Source organism: Mesorhizobium sp. GW821-FHT04C10, from assembly GCF_059420305.1.
This window is the reverse complement of record NZ_JBWKTL010000001.1, coordinates 3,453,533-3,470,509: the sequence shown is the minus strand read 5'-3', so window position 1 is coordinate 3,470,509 and position 16,977 is coordinate 3,453,533. Positions and strand designations below refer to the sequence as shown.

At 63.1% G+C, this 16,977-nt stretch carries 24 protein-coding genes, 1 tRNA gene and 1 riboswitch; of the genes, 17 read left to right on the top strand and 8 right to left on the bottom strand.

The genetic code is table 11. The annotated features are described in order from the left end of the window. Positions 1 to 287: 287 nt before the first annotated feature. Positions 288 to 719 carry a fluoride efflux transporter CrcB gene (gene crcB, locus AC07UC_RS16835; protein ID WP_140771322.1) on the bottom strand — a complete coding sequence of 144 codons (432 nt, stop codon included), beginning with the start codon at positions 717 to 719 and terminating at the stop codon, positions 288 to 290. 70 nt (positions 720 to 789) lie between these two features. Continuing rightward, a riboswitch (Fluoride riboswitch) is annotated at positions 790 to 852 on the bottom strand. A 292-nt stretch (positions 853 to 1,144) separates the two neighbouring features. Here crcB and AC07UC_RS16830 point away from each other — a divergent pair. Beyond that, complete coding sequence (locus tag AC07UC_RS16830) at positions 1,145 to 1,414, top strand: hypothetical protein (protein WP_494906788.1); 270 nt, start codon at positions 1,145 to 1,147, stop codon at positions 1,412 to 1,414. Between the two features lie 211 nt (positions 1,415 to 1,625). Then, positions 1,626 to 1,931, top strand: a complete 306-nt coding sequence (locus AC07UC_RS16825; RefSeq protein WP_056571591.1) for a hypothetical protein — start codon at positions 1,626 to 1,628, stop codon at positions 1,929 to 1,931. 12 nt (positions 1,932 to 1,943) lie between these two features. Here the strand turns inward: AC07UC_RS16825 and AC07UC_RS16820 are convergent, their stop codons facing one another. After that, the gene (locus AC07UC_RS16820) at positions 1,944 to 2,372 is read right to left on the bottom strand and encodes a DoxX family protein (RefSeq protein WP_494906787.1); all 429 of its coding nucleotides are present in this window, start codon (positions 2,370 to 2,372) and stop codon (positions 1,944 to 1,946) included. Between the two features lie 645 nt (positions 2,373 to 3,017). Between AC07UC_RS16820 and AC07UC_RS16815 the strand changes: the two genes are divergently transcribed. The 4 genes from AC07UC_RS16815 (at position 3,018) to AC07UC_RS16800 (ending at position 4,308) form a co-directional block, all read left to right on the top strand. Then, complete coding sequence (locus AC07UC_RS16815; protein WP_015317039.1) at positions 3,018 to 3,197, top strand: DUF3606 domain-containing protein; 180 nt, start codon at positions 3,018 to 3,020, stop codon at positions 3,195 to 3,197. A 41-nt stretch (positions 3,198 to 3,238) separates the two neighbouring features. Continuing rightward, positions 3,239 to 3,682: a GFA family protein gene (locus AC07UC_RS16810; protein WP_494906786.1), complete on the top strand. Its 444-nt coding sequence runs from the start codon at positions 3,239 to 3,241 to the stop codon at positions 3,680 to 3,682. Positions 3,683 to 3,798: 116 nt separating this feature from the next. After that, positions 3,799 to 4,035, top strand: coding sequence for a DUF982 domain-containing protein (locus AC07UC_RS16805; RefSeq protein ID WP_140771315.1), 237 nt, complete (start codon positions 3,799 to 3,801; stop codon positions 4,033 to 4,035). A gap of 27 nt (positions 4,036 to 4,062) precedes the next feature. Beyond that, positions 4,063 to 4,308: a DUF982 domain-containing protein gene (locus AC07UC_RS16800; protein ID WP_140771313.1), complete on the top strand. Its 246-nt coding sequence runs from the start codon at positions 4,063 to 4,065 to the stop codon at positions 4,306 to 4,308. 85 nt (positions 4,309 to 4,393) lie between these two features. Here the strand turns inward: AC07UC_RS16800 and AC07UC_RS16795 are convergent, their stop codons facing one another. Both AC07UC_RS16795 and AC07UC_RS16790 read right to left on the bottom strand, forming a co-directional pair. Further along, on the bottom strand, positions 4,394 to 4,528 hold the full coding sequence (locus tag AC07UC_RS16795; protein ID WP_281406815.1) for a hypothetical protein: 135 nt from the start codon (positions 4,526 to 4,528) through the stop codon (positions 4,394 to 4,396). A 91-nt stretch (positions 4,529 to 4,619) separates the two neighbouring features. Next, positions 4,620 to 4,913 (bottom strand): hypothetical protein, encoded by a 294-nt coding sequence (locus AC07UC_RS16790; RefSeq protein WP_140771311.1) that lies wholly within the window; start codon positions 4,911 to 4,913, stop codon positions 4,620 to 4,622. Between the two features lie 530 nt (positions 4,914 to 5,443). On the opposite strand from AC07UC_RS16790, the gene AC07UC_RS16785 reads away from it, so the two are divergent. From AC07UC_RS16785 to AC07UC_RS16760, 6 genes are all read left to right on the top strand, one after another. Next, a complete protein-coding gene (locus tag AC07UC_RS16785; RefSeq protein ID WP_202327326.1) occupies positions 5,444 to 5,713 on the top strand; it encodes a hypothetical protein in 270 nt (89 codons plus the stop codon). Positions 5,714 to 5,750: 37 nt separating this feature from the next. Continuing rightward, positions 5,751 to 5,824: transfer RNA gene (locus AC07UC_RS16780), tRNA-Gln, on the top strand. A gap of 154 nt (positions 5,825 to 5,978) precedes the next feature. Then, complete coding sequence (locus AC07UC_RS16775; RefSeq protein ID WP_140771307.1) at positions 5,979 to 6,185, top strand: hypothetical protein; 207 nt, start codon at positions 5,979 to 5,981, stop codon at positions 6,183 to 6,185. A 139-nt stretch (positions 6,186 to 6,324) separates the two neighbouring features. Next, the gene (locus AC07UC_RS16770) at positions 6,325 to 6,570 is read left to right on the top strand and encodes a DUF982 domain-containing protein (protein ID WP_202326839.1); all 246 of its coding nucleotides are present in this window, start codon (positions 6,325 to 6,327) and stop codon (positions 6,568 to 6,570) included. Between the two features lie 131 nt (positions 6,571 to 6,701). Continuing rightward, complete coding sequence (locus AC07UC_RS16765) at positions 6,702 to 6,935, top strand: DUF378 domain-containing protein (protein ID WP_140771303.1); 234 nt, start codon at positions 6,702 to 6,704, stop codon at positions 6,933 to 6,935. Continuing rightward, complete coding sequence (locus AC07UC_RS16760; RefSeq protein WP_181179761.1) at positions 6,904 to 7,077, top strand: hypothetical protein; 174 nt, start codon at positions 6,904 to 6,906, stop codon at positions 7,075 to 7,077. The genes AC07UC_RS16765 and AC07UC_RS16760 overlap by 32 nt, the downstream gene beginning before the upstream one ends. Positions 7,078 to 7,106: 29 nt before the next feature. Here the strand turns inward: AC07UC_RS16760 and AC07UC_RS16755 are convergent, their stop codons facing one another. Together AC07UC_RS16755 and AC07UC_RS16750 are read right to left on the bottom strand one after the other, a co-directional pair. Next, the gene (locus tag AC07UC_RS16755) at positions 7,107 to 8,210 is read right to left on the bottom strand and encodes a sensor histidine kinase (RefSeq protein ID WP_494906785.1); all 1,104 of its coding nucleotides are present in this window, start codon (positions 8,208 to 8,210) and stop codon (positions 7,107 to 7,109) included. Between the two features lie 84 nt (positions 8,211 to 8,294). Further along, on the bottom strand, positions 8,295 to 8,534 hold the full coding sequence (locus AC07UC_RS16750) for a hypothetical protein (protein ID WP_140771299.1): 240 nt from the start codon (positions 8,532 to 8,534) through the stop codon (positions 8,295 to 8,297). A gap of 272 nt (positions 8,535 to 8,806) precedes the next feature. On the opposite strand from AC07UC_RS16750, the gene AC07UC_RS16745 reads away from it, so the two are divergent. Both AC07UC_RS16745 and AC07UC_RS16740 read left to right on the top strand, forming a co-directional pair. After that, positions 8,807 to 9,115, top strand: a complete 309-nt coding sequence (locus AC07UC_RS16745; RefSeq protein ID WP_140771297.1) for a hypothetical protein — start codon at positions 8,807 to 8,809, stop codon at positions 9,113 to 9,115. Between the two features lie 65 nt (positions 9,116 to 9,180). Continuing rightward, complete coding sequence (locus AC07UC_RS16740; RefSeq protein WP_494906784.1) at positions 9,181 to 10,182, top strand: aldo/keto reductase; 1,002 nt, start codon at positions 9,181 to 9,183, stop codon at positions 10,180 to 10,182. 269 nt (positions 10,183 to 10,451) lie between these two features. Here the strand turns inward: AC07UC_RS16740 and AC07UC_RS16735 are convergent, their stop codons facing one another. After that, a complete protein-coding gene (locus AC07UC_RS16735; RefSeq protein WP_494906783.1) occupies positions 10,452 to 11,357 on the bottom strand; it encodes a LysR substrate-binding domain-containing protein in 906 nt (301 codons plus the stop codon). Positions 11,358 to 11,561: 204 nt separating this feature from the next. Between AC07UC_RS16735 and AC07UC_RS16730 the strand changes: the two genes are divergently transcribed. Further along, positions 11,562 to 12,863: an FAD-binding oxidoreductase gene (locus tag AC07UC_RS16730; RefSeq protein ID WP_494908950.1), complete on the top strand. Its 1,302-nt coding sequence runs from the start codon at positions 11,562 to 11,564 to the stop codon at positions 12,861 to 12,863. 21 nt (positions 12,864 to 12,884) lie between these two features. Continuing rightward, positions 12,885 to 14,048 carry an MFS transporter gene (locus AC07UC_RS16725; RefSeq protein WP_494906782.1) on the top strand — a complete coding sequence of 388 codons (1,164 nt, stop codon included), beginning with the start codon at positions 12,885 to 12,887 and terminating at the stop codon, positions 14,046 to 14,048. Between the two features lie 128 nt (positions 14,049 to 14,176). Here AC07UC_RS16725 and AC07UC_RS16720 read toward each other — a convergent pair whose 3' ends face one another. Then, entirely contained in the window at positions 14,177 to 16,144 is a 1,968-nt protein-coding gene (locus AC07UC_RS16720) for an AI-2E family transporter (RefSeq protein ID WP_494906781.1), read from the bottom strand. Between the two features lie 173 nt (positions 16,145 to 16,317). Between AC07UC_RS16720 and AC07UC_RS16715 the strand changes: the two genes are divergently transcribed. Next, the gene (locus tag AC07UC_RS16715) at positions 16,318 to 16,887 is read left to right on the top strand and encodes a TetR/AcrR family transcriptional regulator (RefSeq protein WP_494906780.1); all 570 of its coding nucleotides are present in this window, start codon (positions 16,318 to 16,320) and stop codon (positions 16,885 to 16,887) included. Positions 16,888 to 16,977: the final 90 nt, after the last annotated feature.

Sequence of the window (16,977 nt, the reverse complement as noted above, 5' to 3'; positions counted from 1 at the left end):
AGATTGGCAGCTTCGGCGCCTCGCCAATCTTGCAGCGTAGGCGATTGGCGAAAGCCAGCATAACAGCCAATCTCCCCACCTGTGGGGGAGATGTCCGGCAGGACAGAGGGGGGCGCTGTCCCGCCGGCGTTCAAAATCGGCAGCCTCAGCGCTGTCACATGACAAGGTGCCAAAAACACAAAACCCGCCTCGGCGGCGGGTCGTTGGCGCAAATCAGCACCATGGACAAGATGATAGCTTGGCTGCCCTCACCCGGTCAAGGAAAAAATTCCTAAGTCAAAGCCGCCTCAAGCCTCCTCCTCGATCACGCTCTGCGCCACCTGCGTGGCGCCGCCATTGATCCGGGCGGCGATGATGTGTCCGAGCGCCACGGCACCCACGCACAGCAGTACTGAGAGGCCGATGTTGAGTGCCGCCCGGCCGAAGCCGCCGGCGCGCAACAGGTCGAGTGTCTGCAGGCTGAACGACGAAAAGGTCGTGTAGCCGCCGCACAGGCCGATCATCACGAACAGGCGCAGGCTTTCGGAGGCGGGATAGCGCCCGCCGGCCAGCGTCAGCGTGCCGAAGAAGCCGATCAGCAGCGAGCCGCTGATGTTGATGATGATGGTTCCCCAGGGCAGTTCACTGCTCACCGGCAGCGCCCAGGTGGAAACGAGGTAGCGCGCCAGCGTGCCGAGGGCGCCACCGGCCATGACCAGAAGACAGTTCGAAAAAGACATGCTCGATCCTCTCTGAGACGAGCACATCGGCCCGCCATGGCGGCGGAATCGACAGATTCCCACCGCGGTTTTCGCGGCAGGAGTCATCAGCCATCACTGGCGGTTTCGGGAGAACCCCATTCCCATCACTGGTAAGATGCCAGACATCTCCCATTACTGGCAAGATGCCAGAGCGCGGCCGCTTCGACAAGCCGGCGGCGGCGGGAGGCCGAAAAACAAAACCCGCCTCGGCGGCGGGTCGTCGGCGCAAATCAGCACCATTGATGACATCATGGCACAACTGCCCTCACCGGACAATCGGATGGCCACCGGCAGATCGCCGAAATCCGGCATTGGCTAGCCGGCTTTTCTTCGGCCCGCAGCTGTGGAATCATCAGTTGAAGCTCATGGAATGATTCCCGTCACGGCCTTTGTGGGAGAGGACGATGGACAGACCAGCCATGGCATCCGTTTTCAGGATGCGACATGCTCCAGCCTCGGTTTCCGGGGTGCGAAGTACCGGCCAGGGCCAGGCCGATCCGGTGATCCGCGTGAACTCGCTTGGCGAAGCGATCCGCTTCGTCGCGGGCGCTTATCCCAACTACGACATCGGCGCCGTTGCCATCACATGCGGCGATCCGTCGATCCCGCGCCTCGGCAACCAGGAGGTCAAGGCGCTGTGGCGCGAATATGGCGAGCGCCTGACGCAGGAATAGATCGTTTCCCGCGGCGGACGACCTGCCCGTCGTCCGGATTGAAGATGACCGTACCGGGCGCCTTCATCGGCTGGCCGGGATGGCGGTAGCGATCCTGCTGGTGCTGCTGGTCCTGCTGTTCGCCGACAGGATCTGGGGCGGCTTCGCCTGCCTCCGGATCGGAAACGCGGCTGGCGCGTTTCAGCTACGGTGAATAGAGGGAGCAATCGCCATGAACGTCGCCAACCTGCAACTCGAAGGCCTGCTGATGGCCGTCGCCTCGATCAACCATGTGCTGGTGCGCAAAGGTGTGCTGACATCGGAGGAGATCGATATCGCCCTGCGCAAGGCCGAGGCCGGCGAGACCAGCGAGGAGCGGTCCGGGGGCATGTCGGCGTCGAGCCGTGACGCCGTCAATTTCCCGATCCGGCTCCTGGAGCTCGCCAATCAATGCCAGCCGGAGGCGGACATGCCCTCATTCTCGAAACTGGCCCGCATGGTCGGCCAGATGAAGGAGCCATATAACGACCAGATGTGAGGTTCGCTCCCCTCAAGCCCTGCCCGGCCAGCCCAGGTTCAGCGCCAGCGTCTGTCCCGGTCCGTGCACCGCCGCGAACAGCAGTCCGGCGAAGAAGGAAAAATGGTCGACGAAGAAGCCGAACTCGGCCTGGTTGCCGGCCCAGTGGCTGGGGCCGTGGAAGGCGAAGGCCAGGAACAGCACATAGGCCGCGGCGACCAGGGCCGCCTGCGTGAAGAAGGCGCCGCTCAGGAAACACAGCACCAGCGCGACCTCCAGGATCGCCGCGCACCAGGCAAGGAACAGCGGGAAGGGAAAGCCGGCGGTGGCGATGAAACCCGCGGTGGCGCCCATGCCCATGAACTTGAAGGTCACCGCCATGAGGAAGACGGCGGCAAAGATCAGGCGGGCAATGAGAAGGGCCGTGGTCTGCCACGGCGATTGAGCGATTTGCGACGGCATGACTTTCTCCAGGGTTGAAAACCGTTTCGCTCCCAAGGACGTGCGGCCGGGGGCGGTTCCGACACCCCTCGCGAATTTTACCCGAAAACCCACAAGCCATCCGCCCGCCGCCACGGTGGCGGCAGGCGATCCCCCCGCTTCAAACGCTCTTCCCGGGCGAGGCCCCCGCCATAAAAATCGCGAAACTTGTTCGTAACCGTGATCGTGGTATCGTTAGCTTGGGCTAATGCACAGCTATGTCTGATGCGGTGTTTTGGGTGGGTTAAGAATTGGGCGCGCGAGTCAGGCTAGGGACGAGATCCTTTCTGGTCGGGTTATCGGTGGCAGAGTGTAATGGCTGCGGCGGCAGCGGACAGGTTTTCCAATGCCCGCGCTGGACAAGCTCCAACGGCCTTTGCTGTCCCGCCGGCACCCATCATCGTGGCTGCCCGGGCGCCAGCGCGCCTTGCGTCGAATGCGGTGACACCGGTCACCGCGACGCCGGCCCGGTCCATTCGCCGGCCTGAACAACTGCTTGCAAGCCGTTCCTGCCGGGGCGATGCGCCGTCATGGAACCAGCAGCGCCGATCGCTGTTATGTCTGATCGCGGCATCGCGTGGTATTATGTCCGCGCGACCATGCGGCTGACAGAAAGCGAGGCCCGCCATGCCCGACGACAAATCCAAGACCAAACAGGACCGCAAGCTGGTTTCGAGCGAGGAAACCTATGAGGTTGCCGCGTTTGCCCGCAAATACGGCATCCCGCAGAGCGAAGCCCAGACCATCATCAAGCGCTACGGGCCTTCGCGCAAGAAGCTCGACAACCATATGGCGGCGCGCGGATAAAGGGCGGCTGCCGCGAGCCGCAAGAACGGAGGGCCGCGACCATGTCCGACACCATACGCAGGACCGGCGCCTGCCTGTGCGGCGGCGTGCATTTCGTCGTCACCGGCCAGCCGACGCGGGTCGGCCTCTGTCATTGCAAGGACTGCCGCAAGGCGGGCGGCTCGGTCTATTCGGCCTTTGCCATTTGGCCGCGCGATGCCTTCGAGACATCGGGCGAAGTCGCCACTTACGGAACGCGCAGCTTTTGCCCGACCTGCGGCGGCCGCGTGGCTTGGGTCGGCGACACCGAGGCCGAGGTCATGCTTGGCAGCCTCGACGTCGCGCCGACCGACCTTGCCCCCGAATATGAATTGTGGATCAGCCGCCGCGAGACCTGGCTGCACGCCCTGCCCGGCGCCGAGCAATTCGAGCATGACCGGCCGCAGGCCGAAGACGCCGGTCCGCCGGCGCCGAGACCTTTGTCGGACGCCGTCGCCGGCGATTGAAAATTGATCCTTCGGGTCTGGAACCCTCCCCTGCCAGCGACGTTATCCGGCGCCCCTCATGCATGCCGCGGTCCTTCAAACCGCATGGCCACATGCACCCGTCACGGAGACTTCAGTTGAACGACAAGATGTTTCCCCGACCGATCCGCCTGAAGTTTGCCCCCGAGCACGAGCGCGTGGTGCGCAGCGCCTGGGAGGGCCTGGAATGCCTCGGCGACTGGCCGGCCGGCCAGGGCCGGCGATACCGGGCGGCATTGCGCAGCTGCCGCGATGCGCTGGATGGCTGGACACCGCCGGAAAAGGCGATGCGGGCCATGATCGATGCCGCGCGCGAAGCACACATCCTCCAATAGCTGAGAACAATGGTGGCGGGAAAAACAATGGCCGATGTGATGCTGTCGACACCAATGCGCATCAAGCCGCACGGCTCGGACACGATCCGTGAGGTGGCGAGCCTTCAGGACGCCAGTGAGATCCTGATCGACTGGCCGCATGCCAGCCGCGGTCCCTTCTACCAGGCCGCGCGCGAGAAGGTGGAGGCGGCGCTGGAAAACAAGGACGGCGCGGCACAGGCGCAGGAAGCCTTCACCGCACTGTGCGATCACGCCGGCGTTCTGGTTCGCTAGAACCAGTCCAGGAAACGTGTGAGACGGTTTCGCCCAACAAAAAAGCAGGCGATGCCCTCGCCTGCTTTTTTGCGGAGCAGGTCTTTTATTGGGCAGGCAGGTCGCCATCCACAATAGGATGAGAGCTTTCGAACCCGAAACTCTTCGGCGCCATCAGCATCAGGGCGATCACGATTGCGATCGTGGCAATAAATGTGGCGGTGTTGGCGATATCCCTCAAGGCTCCCGTCCTTTCAAATCCAATTCTTTAAAGAAACGTTTCCCGGTCGGCGAGGTTCCGTTGCCCGGCAATAAAGCCGCCGGTCTCGCTTCTACTTGGACGGCGGCTGCGCGGGCACTTGGCCGGGCTTGATCACCGGCGTATTGCCTTCATCGGGCGCCGGCGCGGCCATGCCCTGGTCGCCGGTGGCCGGCGGCTTCAGCACGCCGCCGCAATCATTGAGCTTTTCGGTCAGATTGCCGTCGCCGGACGGCTGCTTGCCTTGCTCTGGCTGGACCCGGCATTTGTCCGCCTGCTGGGCCGGGTTCTGCTGCGGAGCCGTCTGCGCCGCCGCCGGCAGCACTGCCAACACCAGCATCAGGGACGCGATGGCGAGAGGTTTCATCTTGGCCTCCTTCTCCTGCGCGGCCGCCGGTGGCGACCTTCCATTCGCAGGGACAACGTCTGTCGGCGCAAAAGGTGGCACTCAAGGCGGTGACAGGATCAAAGCCAACGACGACATGTCCGGTTGTCGGCCGCGACGGGATCAGCGAGATTTCCAGGCATCGTCCTCTGACGGGGCAGCGGGCGGGTCGGCCCTTTGCGGGCACTCCTCATAACGGTGGTCGCGGCCGCCGCAGAAAGAACAGCACATGGCCTCGCGGCCCTCGTCTCCGGGCCACCACTGCGGTGTTTCGTAAGGTTTCCTGCTGTCCATTCCCAGCAATGCGCCACACGCGATTTGGTTGCGCCGGAGGCCGGCCGTGCCGCGCCACGCCCCATGCGTAGCCTGTCGCGGAACCGGCGGGACGGACAATGAGTTCTATGGGACAAAGGATGCCCGCTCGGGGTACCTCCGGCAAAAGTGAAGCGGCTTTCGTCCAAAACCGCGTTAGAAGAGAAACAATGATGTCAGCTCGCGTTCGAATCTTGTTGATGACCTTGGGCGCCGTGCTTGCGGCGACCGGTCTGGCCGAAGCGCGGCCCGACAGCCGCGCCATGAGCTGCACCGAGATCCAAGCCATGATCCAGAGCCGTCACGCGGTGGTGCTGACCACCGGCCCGAACACCTATGACCGCTATGTCAGGCAGTTCGGCAATGAATGCGACTGGCCCGAAGTGCCGATGTCGGCCTATATACCGGCGCGCGACGGACACTGCCCGGTTTACCGCTGCGAAGAGCCGGTCAACAACTTACCGAATTGACGCTTTGCCGTACTCGCGCCATAACCGTTCCAGCTTCTCCCGCTTCGTCTAATGGTAGGACAGCGCCCTTTGAAGGCGTGAATCGTGGTTCGAGCCCATGAGCGGGAACCAGCCCTTCGACCGGCTGGAGCAATTCCAGGACACCGTGAGGCGGTATTCCAGGGAATTGCGTCAAGGAACTCCGCTTTTGGAACCGGTTCTCCTGAAACCATTTCATCGACCCTGCGTTGACGACCGAGGCATGGCCAGACACAGGAGACATTTCATGACCGTCAACTGCCGCATATCCATCGACAACCGGCCGGACGCCACCGACGCCATTTTCCAGGCGGTGCCCAGGATCGGAGAAAGCGTTTCGCTGTCGGTCGACGGAAGCCCGCAGGACCTGCGGGTCTCGCGCGTCGTGCATGTCCCCGGCGGCACATTGGATGGCGCCGCGATCATCGTCGAGGTGACGACCAACATCCTCTAGGCCCTGCGCTGCCGGCGCCGGCCAGGGATGGTTCTTCGCCGCCGGCAGGGACCGCCGAGCCTCACGCGACAGTGATTGGCGGCGATGCAACCTTGCACCGGCGCGGACGTTTAATGTCCGCAACGCCGTCGAGGCTCCAATGCAGACTGCTTGGTTTTCCAAACCCGTGGTGGTTTCCGTCGGTGTCACCGGTGCCACCCGCAACCTGTCCAACACACAGCAGGCCATCGACTTGCTCACGACCCATTGGCGCGATACCGGCAGCCTGAAACATCAGTCCGCGCTGCGCGCCTGCCGCCGGGCGACGAGCGGCGACGTATCCCCCGATACCGCCAGGGAGGCCTTCGTCGAGGCCGCGCGCGAAGCGCACATACTGGTCGAGTAGGGACTGGTCGAGAAGGCCGGCCGTTCACGGACCGCAGCCGCTATTCACAATCTCGTGATCGATGGAACCGCCTGAAACGGCAGGCGTTTTTTTGCAGGCGTCTTTTTGTCAGGCAACATCAGGAGGCGTTTATGCGCATCATGAATCTCGTCACGCTCGCCCTCATAATCCTTGGCGGTCTCAACTGGCTGTCCATGGGTGTGACCGGCCATGACGTAATCGGCACGGTCCTTGGGGGCGCCATGCTGGCCCGCCTGGCCTATCTGGTCATAGGCCTTGCAGCAGTATGGCAGCTCATGCCGGGCTTCCAGAGCTTCACCGTTGGAGAAGTCGATGCCGAAAGGCATCTCCCGCATCATCGGTGACCGGCAGGCCGGGGCGGCGGAGAAACCTGCCGCCCCACCTCGGCGCAACGCCGCTCAGGCAGCGGTCGCTGTCCACGCGCACCGCGCATGCTCCGCCATCGAAGTGGAGATCACCGTCAGCCAGCTGCCCGCCGCCGGATAAGCGCGACACCAACTTCTTTTGACGGGGCGTCAGATGCCGAAGCCGAGCGCGGCGTCGTCATCGGGTTCGGCGCCGGGTTGCGGCACGATGATCGATGCCAATGGCGCGGCCAACTGCCATCTGAGATGCCCCGCGGACCGCTCGAGGACGGCGGAACCGCCAAGCGATTGCGGCGCCACCCGCTGCAGGACGACGGTGCCGAACCCCTTGCGTGTGGTCTCGTCGCGCCTGTCGTCGGGACGGGGCGTGGATGTCTCGTTCCAAAGCAGCTGGAACTCACGCCCGCCCGAAGCACCGGCATCGTGGGTGCCGGAGCCGATGGTCCAGGTGACTTCGACCCGGCCGTCCTCGCTGCCCAGCGCGCCATATTTGGACGAATTCGTGCCGAGCTCGTGGAAAGCCATGCCGAGATTCTGCACCGCATTCGACTGCAGCGTCAGCACCGGGCCGGAGAGCAGGATCTGCTCTTCGCGGCCGAAAGGCTTCAAATGCTCCTGGATCAGGTCGAACAGGCTGGCGCCGGCCCATTCCGAGGTGACAAGCAGATCATGCGAGCGCGACAGCGCCATGATGCGGGCACGGATCAGTTCCTCGAACTCGTGCGGGTCATTCGAGCGCTTGCTCGTCTCCCGGACCATCGACAGGATGACCGCGAACTGGTTCTTGACGCGATGGTTGACCTCTCGCATCAGCAGCCTGATCTTGCGCTCGCTCTCCTTGGCGGCGGAAATGTCCCGGGCGATCTTCGAGGCGCCGACAATCTCGCCATTGGCGTTCTTGATCGGCGAAACCGTCAGCGAGACGGAGATGAGCACTCCATCCTTGCGCTTTCGCGTCGTCTCGTAGCTCGCCACCCGCTCGCCGGCGCGAACCCGGCTGATAATCTCGATTTCCTCGCTCTTGAGGTGATCGGGAATGAGCATGACGATCGACCGGCCAATCGCTTCCTCGGCGCTGTAGCCGAACATGCGTTCGGCCGCCAGGTTCCAACTGGTGACGATGCTGTTCAGATCCTTGCTGATGATGGCGTCGAAAGAGGAATCGACGATCGCCGCAAGGCGCGCATCCGCGGTTGCGGTCTGTTTTTGGTCGGTTGTTCCGATGTCAGCCGTCACCACCACGATCTCGCTCATTTGCATGAGGTAGCGCGCAAATTGATCAAGGCAATCTCGCCCCGGGCAATTCGCACAGGCGGCGCATCATGGCCGAAACGGCCCTCACTCCGAAGGCCGATCGGTTTCCTTGCCGTCGCCCTCGGGAAGGACGCCGAAGTCTTGCGATTTGACGCCTTGTTCGGCCGTCAGGAACCCGTCCGAGGCAAGGCCGCGCCGCAACAGCTCCCGGACGGCGGCGGAGCGGCTTGGCATGCGCTTGTCGTAGCGCCAGTTTTCCAGGGCCGCCAATTCGTCGGCGGTGAGCATGATCTGCAGTCGTTCCGGGCGTTCCAGTTCAGCCATGTGCGCCTTCCCCGCTCAAGACCAAAATACGGTGAGTTAGTATCTAACTCATTTCGCTTATAATTAGGGTAGTTCTCAAGATGCGTCAAGGCCGGCCAGTGAGCGCTCCCCGCATCAAGCTCATGATGCGTATCAAACACCGGATGCGCATTCCTGTAACTATCATAACTAACTGATTTATTTATGTATTTTCTGGAATTTCACTTGTCATCCCGTCACACTGGGCGCATGCTCTGATATGAACAGAAAACCGTTCCCCCTGGGAGGTTTCGATGCGGCATGACTACTCCACGCGCTTGCGCGACGACGTCAATTCAACCGTCCAGAAGGCATTCAAGATGGCTGGGATCGTCAATATCTCGGCGACGGCCGAACAGGTCCGGATGAGGAATCTGGTCGAGAACGTCGCCCTCGAGGACCTTGAGCACCTGGTGCTGCAGGCCGCCCAACTGCTTGGCGCGGCAATCGAATTCGACACCTTGAACAGTGGCTTGGTCGTGCTTGGAAACCATCTCGTCGAGGATGACGAGGAGTGCGCGATCACCCCACTCGATCTCGGTCACCCGGCATCGATGCAGTAATCCAGGGACAGGGCTGACAAGGGCCCTATATAATCCGGGAAGCTTGCAACCGGAGAAGCCCAGTCATGACCCTCGCCACACGAAAACTCGGCAGCCAGGGGCTGCAAGTCTCGGCTATCGGCCTCGGCTGCATGGGCATGAGCCAGTCCTATGGTCCGGCGGACGAGGCCGAGTCCATCGCCACGCTGCACCGGGCCATTGAACTTGGCTGCACCTTCCTGGATACCGCCGAGGTCTATGGCCCGTACGCCAACGAGGCCCTGCTCGGCCGGGCGCTGAAGGGCAAGCGCGACCATGTCGCCATCGCCACCAAATTCGGTTTCCGCATCGAAGACGGCAAGCAGGTTGGGGTCGATAGCCGGCCCGGCCAAATCAGGGAAGCTGTGGAAGCCTCGCTCGGCCGGCTCGCCACCGACCATATCGACCTCCTCTACCAGCACCGCGTAGACCCGGCGGTGCCGATTGAGGATGTCGCCGGCGCGGTCGGCAAACTGGTCGACGAGGGCAAGGTTCGCTTCTTCGGCCTGTCGGAGGCGGGCAGCGCCAACATTCGCCGCGCCCATGCCGTGCATCCCGTCTCGGCCGTGCAGAGCGAATACTCGCTGTGGGAGCGCAATCTGGAGCCCGAGATCATCCCCCTGCTCGGTGAACTCGGCATCGGCCTGGTGCCGTTCTCACCGCTCGGCCGTGGCTTTCTCACCGGCGACGTCAGGCGCGCCGAGGATTATCCCGAAGGCGACTACCGCCGCAACGACCCGCGCTACCAGGGCGAGAATTACGACGCCAATGTCGAGGCGGCGAGCACGGTGCGCGACGTCGCGGCCGCCCGGGCCGTCAAGCCGGGTCAGGTCGCACTGGCCTGGCTGCTGCAAAAGGGCAGCGATTTCGCGGTTGATATCGTGCCGATCCCCGGCACCAAGCGCAGAAAATATCTGGAGGAGAATATCGCCGCCGCCTCGCTGAAGCTCGACGCCGCCGAAATGGCCGCGCTCGACGAGGCGCTCGCGCCGGGAAAAATCTCCGGCCCACGCTATGGCGAGCGCGGCATGGCGATGCTGGACCGGTAGAGGGACAGTTGCGAGACGAGGGAACCGTCCTCGGACGAGAAGGAGCCTATTCGATTCATTCGAAATTTATCAGACCGTAGGGACAAGACTGACCAGTTGATTGTTGTGGCTTCGTAATTGCTCCGGCTCCAAGCTCGCTTGCCGAAGCAAGGTGCCGATCCTCCTTCTCGTAATTGACGCATAGCCGCCCGCCCAACCTCGGCACCCTTCATCGGATGAACGCTGTTCCTCGGCGGCAAGCCGGCGCAGCTTATCCATGTTCGGCAATCTCATATGACGGTTCTCGTCCACGCCGAGAAAGACTCTATGATCGTGGACCGCGGACTGGAATGCATCCATACGACATAAAAACTGTAGCCCGGCAGAGACAATGGATGCGCTTTGACGAGCGAGCCGTTTTCCAGTTCACGGCCAACCACGACGTCACTGCAGATCGCAATGCCTTGCCCGGCGACAACCGCGTCGATCGCATGCAGTTCCTCGCGGAAGCTCAAGTCCCAACCCTTGTCGGGACTGAGGTCCGGATCGATTGAACGGGCCGTCGCGAGCCAGCGGCGCCAGGTAGGAGCGTCCGGATCCCGGTTCATCCAGTCAAAATGGATCAGGGGATAACGCAAGAGATCCGCGGCACGCTCTATCGCCAGTCCATCGCTTGCCAGCAATCGTGGACTGCAAACGGGAAAGAAGGAATCGCGGCACACCTCTTGCGCTGCAAAGCCTATAGGCGGGCGACGCGCATAGCGGATCGCCACGTCCGCGGCGCCGGCGCGCAGGTCGAGTACCACATCCGTGCCGATGATCTCCAGCGGCACCGCCGGGTTGGCCTCCCGCCATTTCGGCAGCCGGGGCACCAGCCATCGGCTCGCGAAGGCATTCGGACTCGTCACCCGCAATGGTGCTTGAGCATCGGGCTCGGCGACTGCGGCAAGGGAACCTGCAAGAAGATCAAAGCCGTCGCGAAGGATCGGAAACAGCCGCGCTCCCGCACCCGTCAGCATGAGCGGTCGCGGCCTGCGCTGAAACAGCTTGCAACCGCATATCTCTTCCAGCAAGCGGACCTGGTGGCTAATCGCCGTCGGCGTCACACCGAGTTCCGCGGCGGCGGCCTTGAAGCTGCCGTGCCGGGCTACGGCCTCGAAAGCGCACAAGGCGCGGAGGGGCGGACGGTTGCTCACATCGGCAATCTAGATGAATTCCCCTCATCTGCCAGCTAAGAATTTTGCCTTTGCAGAAGATCGGGCCCCTGTGAGACCATGATCGTCTCGCTGGAGCCAAGGGCGGTAACGATGGAGATTCCCAGGCAGACCGATACGCTGTCGGGCCGATCTCATTCTCCGAGCACGACATTCGAACAACTGCGACAGCACTTACAAGGCGAAGTGGTATTGCCGACGGACGTTGGCTACGATCAGGCGCGCGCGGTCTGGAACGGAGCGATCGACAAGCGGCCTGGCGCAATCGTCTTTTGCGCCAATTCCGACGACGTCGTTCATGCCGTGAGCCATGCCAGGTCAAAAGGTTGGCTCGTAGCCGTTCGCAGCGGCGGCCATAATGTCGCCGGCCTGTCGGTCTGCAACGATGGGATAGTGATCGACCTGTCTCGCATGAAGAAGATTATTGTCGATCCCGAGCGCCGCATCGCAAGGGCCGAAGCCGGTGTCAACCTTGGCGAGTTCGACGCGGCCACACAAACGCACGGCCTCGCGACGACCACGGGCGTCAACAGCGACACCGGCATTGCCGGCCTCACGCTGGGTGGCGGTTTTGGCAAGCTCGGGCGCAAGCATGGCCTGAGTTGCGACAACCTGATCGCCGCTGAAATCGTCACGGCCGACGGACAATTGCTGCGCACAAGCGCCGGCGAGCATCCGGACCTGTTCTGGGCCTTGCGCGGCGGCGGCGGCAATTTCGGCATCGTGACGGCGTTCGAATACCGGCTGCACACGGTCGGCCCGGCCCTTCTCGTGGGCTCGGTGCTGCACGTCTTCGATCATGCGCGCGAGGCCATGCGGTTTTACGACAAATTCTCCCGCGACGCCCCCGACGAGATGAGCGTCGACGCCGCGCTCGTGACACTGCCCTCTGGCGATCGTGCCTTCAGCATCTCGGCCTGCTATGTCGGGCCACCCGAGGAGGGAGAGCCTGTCATCGCACCGCTTATGAAATTCGGATCCCCTGTCGAAAGCCGCCTTCAGCCCATTCCTTATCTTCGGATTCAATCGGCGGGCGACAGCCTTTTTCCACGCGGGCGACGCTATTACTGGAAGGCGCAGTTCCTGCGCGAGATCAGCGATGGCGCGATCGAGGCGCTGCTCGATGCCTACGCGAGGGCTCCCAACCACTCGTCCCTGCTGGTTTTCCAGCAGGTCGGCGGAGCGATCGCTCGCGTGCCCGCGTCGCACTCCCCCTATGCCAACCGCGACGCCGCCCTCGACTGCTTCCCGATCGCCATCTGGGACAATCCTGCCGATGACGAGGCGAATATGCGCTGGGCACGCGATCTGTGGAATGCGGTCCGACCATTCTCCACCGGCGGTGTCTATGCCAACAATCTCGGGGATGAGGGCGATGAGCGCGTGCGTGATGCCTATGGCGCGAACTATGCGCGCCTTGCCGCCATAAAGAAGCAATATGATCCGACCAATTTCTTCCGGTTGAACCAAAACATCAGGCCTGCGTAGCCAGGAATTGTGGGGAACCCCGTGCGCAGTCGCTGGACGATCCTTGCTGTCTTGTTTGTCGCCCGCACCGCAATGGCGTTTCAGTTTCAGAGCGTTGCCGCCGTCGCGCCCCTTGCCGGCGTGAACCTGGCCGACATCGGCATTCTAATTGGTCTCTATCTTGCGCCGGGGATCGCGTTGGCTCTGCCTGGCGCGGCCATCGGAGAGCGCTACGGCGACAAGGCGACCGTTCTCGCCGGTCTCATGATGATGCTGGCGGGTGAGATGCTGACCACGGCGTCGACGTCCTGGAACCTGCAAATCGGCGGTCGACTGATTGGTGGCACTGGCGGCATTCTGCTGAATGTCCTGATGACAAAGATGGTCGCCGAATGGTTTGCCGGCCGGGAAATCGCAACCGCCATGGCCATCTACATCAACTCTTGGCCAGCGGGGATCGCCATCGCTCTCATGCTGTTGCCTGCAATCGGGACGACATTCGGGACGACCGCCGTCGGCATTGCTGTTTCGGTCCTGATTGTCGTCGGTATCGGCCTGATGATCTTCATCTATCGCGCGCCAGAGGTGCCATCCTTCAGTGGAAGTGAACGCCGCGGCATTTCGGCAGGGGTAACTTACGCTCTCGTCGCCGCCGGCCTGATCTGGTGCCTTTACAATGTCGGCTTCGCAATGGTCTTCAGTTTCGGTCCGTCGATGCTCGTTGAACGCGGTTGGTCCAATCCGTCGGCGGGATCGACGATCAGCATCGTGCTTTGGCTGGCGGCGCTTTCGGTCCCCCTGGGTGGCTTCCTGGCTGATCGCACCAAACACGGCGGCGCGGTCCTCATCGCGGGCTGTGTCACCTTTGCATTCCTGATGCTGCTTCTGTCGCGAAACGGACCGGTGCTGCCCCTCATCATAGCCATTGGGATCGTGTGCGGCTTGCCTGCCGGCGCGATCATGAGTTTGCCGACGCGCGTGCTCAATCAGCAGACGCGCTCGATCGGGATGGGAGTGTTCTACACCGTCTACTATGCCGGCATGCTCGCCGGGCCGGCGATCGGTGGCAAACTTGCTGCTTGTGCCGGCACCGCGGCCGTCGCGCTCGATTTTGGCGCTGCCGCGCTCCTCCTTTGCCCTCTCCTCCTTTGGCCACTCCACAAGATCAGCCGCCTCCCGCCGCCGATGGTGGCTCCAATCAGGTAACGCGGACATTCCCGCATTTCCGTCCGTCGGGCGGACGTCGACTTAACGACACGACGGCCTCCGGTGCACTCATCTCCGCATCCTCGTTCAGGAAATGACAGAGCTGAACCATCCGGCTGGCTTCACCCCTAAGCCGCCGCGGCAGCCACCTTCCTAGGGGCAGCGCGTGGCCGGCGCCGTTTGGCGACGAGCTTCAACGCAATCGGCGGCTCTTTCGACAGCGCGCCCGTCACCGCGCCGACCATGCCATGCGCGACGAAATCCGCGCCGATGTCCTGGGCCAGCCTGGCGGTCGCTTCCTTGTCGCCGTTGCCGGTCTCCGACCAGAACACGACGCCCACCCGAAGTGCTGCCTTCGCCCGCTTCAGCCGGCGAACCAGGAAGCGGGCATGCTTGACGGAATCGCGGTTGAGGAAGCCGACCACGACCGTATCGATGGCTTCGAGCTCAAGACGGCGGATGCTGGCGGGTTCCATGTCGGCAAAGCCCGCCTTCGACGCGGCCGCGCCTTGGACTTCCAGCACCTGCGCCAGCATCGCGGCGGCGGCATCGTCGAGCTCGCCTCGCCCGCCGGCGCAAAGCACCGATAGGCCGGTGCCGTCTGGCAGGTCGGCCGCGTCCTCATCGGCGGCGTCACCGGGCTCGCCCGCCTCCTCGGCCTGCTCATCCTCCTCACCCGCTTCCTCTTTCGCCTCGTCCTCCAGATTGGCCACCAGCGTCAGGGCGCTGGCCGCCACTTGCCGTCTTTGCAGGTCACCCATGACGCCGCGCACACGGTCCCGCTCGCCCAGCAGAAGGGCCGGAACGGCGACCTTGTCGTAGAACTCGACCAGATACTTTTCTTCCAGCATCTCCTCGGCATGATCGGTGGCTTCGTCCGGATCGCCCGCCAGAAGCCGCTGGTAGAGCCGCGCGTGAGGTTCCAGCACGGGCTCGTTGCCGAACAGCACGTCGAGGAATTCGAACTGCGGCACGTGCCTGCCCAGAACCACCAGGCAGACGGTGAGCGGCGTCGACAGCACCAGCCCGAGCGGCCCCCACAGCCACGTCCAGAAGATCGCCGCCACGATGATCGCCAGCGGCGACAGCCCGGTTCGCGAACCGTAGAGCCAGGGCTCGACGACATTGCCGGTGACCAGTTCCATCACCACGAACAAGGCGGCCGTCCACAGCACGAGCTCCCAGCCGGGCGCCACGGCCAGCGCCAGGAACAACGGCAAAAGCATGCCGATGGCCGGGCCGATATAGGGAACGAAACGCAGCGCCAGCGCCAGCAACCCCCAAAGCAGGGCATTGGGAATGCCGAGGATCCACAGCCCGATCGCGATCGGTATGGCGTAGACGATGTTGACGACCAATTGCATGAGCAGATAGAGGCCCACGCGCTTGCCGGCATCCTGAAGCGCCTCGGTGGTGCGATGAAGGTCACCATAGCCGACAAGCCTGATGAAGCGGTCGCGCAAATCCTCCCGCTCGAGCAGCATGAAGATGACGACGACAATGATCAGCCCGGCCGATCCGAGCGGGCTGATCAGCGGACCGACGATGTTCTGCAGGACTTCGAGCGGCCTTTCGCGCGAGACGATTTCGACCGGCACCGGCTCGCGCGGCGGCTTGTCGGGCGTGGCGGCCGGCAGCGTGGCGTCCTGCCTGTCGATCTCCTGGCCGACACGCTCGACCACGCCGCTCAATCTCGAAATGATCCCTCCCCCGACCCCGGTTTCCTTGAGCGAGCGGATCTTGGCCAGGATGTTGGTCTGATAGACCGGGATGTTCTGCGCCAGTTCGCTGACCTGCGTGGCGACGATGAAGCTGAACAGGGCAAGTGCCGCGAAGGCGGCGAGCACGCTGGCGATGACAGCGGCGATCCGGGGAATGCCCACCCGCTTGAGCGCCGAAACCAAGGGCGCGAGCGCGAAGGTCAGCAGCAGTGCAATGGCGATCGGCAGGAAAACCTCGCGCCCGAAATACAGCGCAGCCACCGTGGTGACGGTGGTCGCCACATTTGGCAGTGATGTTCGCGGGTGGGGCGCGGCGGCCGAAAGAATGTCGTCCAGCCCCTGCGACGCCATTCCATTCCGACGATTGTTCGCCACTTGGTACATCTCCCCTGCCAACGGCCATGGTCTGACATATTGAGCCGGCGTGCAACCTTGGCCGGCGGCAATGCGCTGCTCCCCAACGGGCGCCGGTCCGAATGGCTCCCACACGCTTGACATTTTGTACACACGTCAATAAATGAGTGACCACTCACTCAAATGGCTTGGACATGGCACGCCCCCTCAGCGAAGAAAAACGTCAGGCAATCCTGGCCTCGGCCACCGAGCTGGTGGCGACGCTTGGAACCGGCGCGGCCACGGCCAAGATCGCCAGGGAGGCCGGCCTCTCCGAAGGCTCGCTCTTCAATTACTTCGCCAGCAAGGATGAGTTGCTCAACCAGCTCTACCTCGAGATCAAGACCGGCCTCGGCAACGCCTTGCTGACTTCATATCCGTCGCAGGCCAGCGTGCGCGACCGCAGCCACCACGTCTGGAACAACTTCATCGACTGGGGTGCGAAATTTCCCATGAAGCGCAAGGCGATGCGCCAGCTCAGCGTCTCGGAGCGGATCACCGAGCAGAGCAGGCGGCAGGGCAACGCGGCCTTCGGCGACATCAACAGGATGATCGAGGAAAGCCTCGACGACGGCGGGCTGAAGGGCTGCTCGATGGCCTTTGCCGGAGGCATTTTCGAGGCCCTCGCGGAGACGACGCTCGAATTCATCGCCCGCGATCCCCGGCAACGCGAACACTACAAGGAGGCCGGCTTCGCGTTTTTCTGGAGCGGTATCTCCAAGTAGCTCCGGGCGGGTCTCAAACAGCACCACACGGATCATGACCACCGCAAATCTGCGACCAAATCAACACGAATGAATGAGTGCCTAATCACT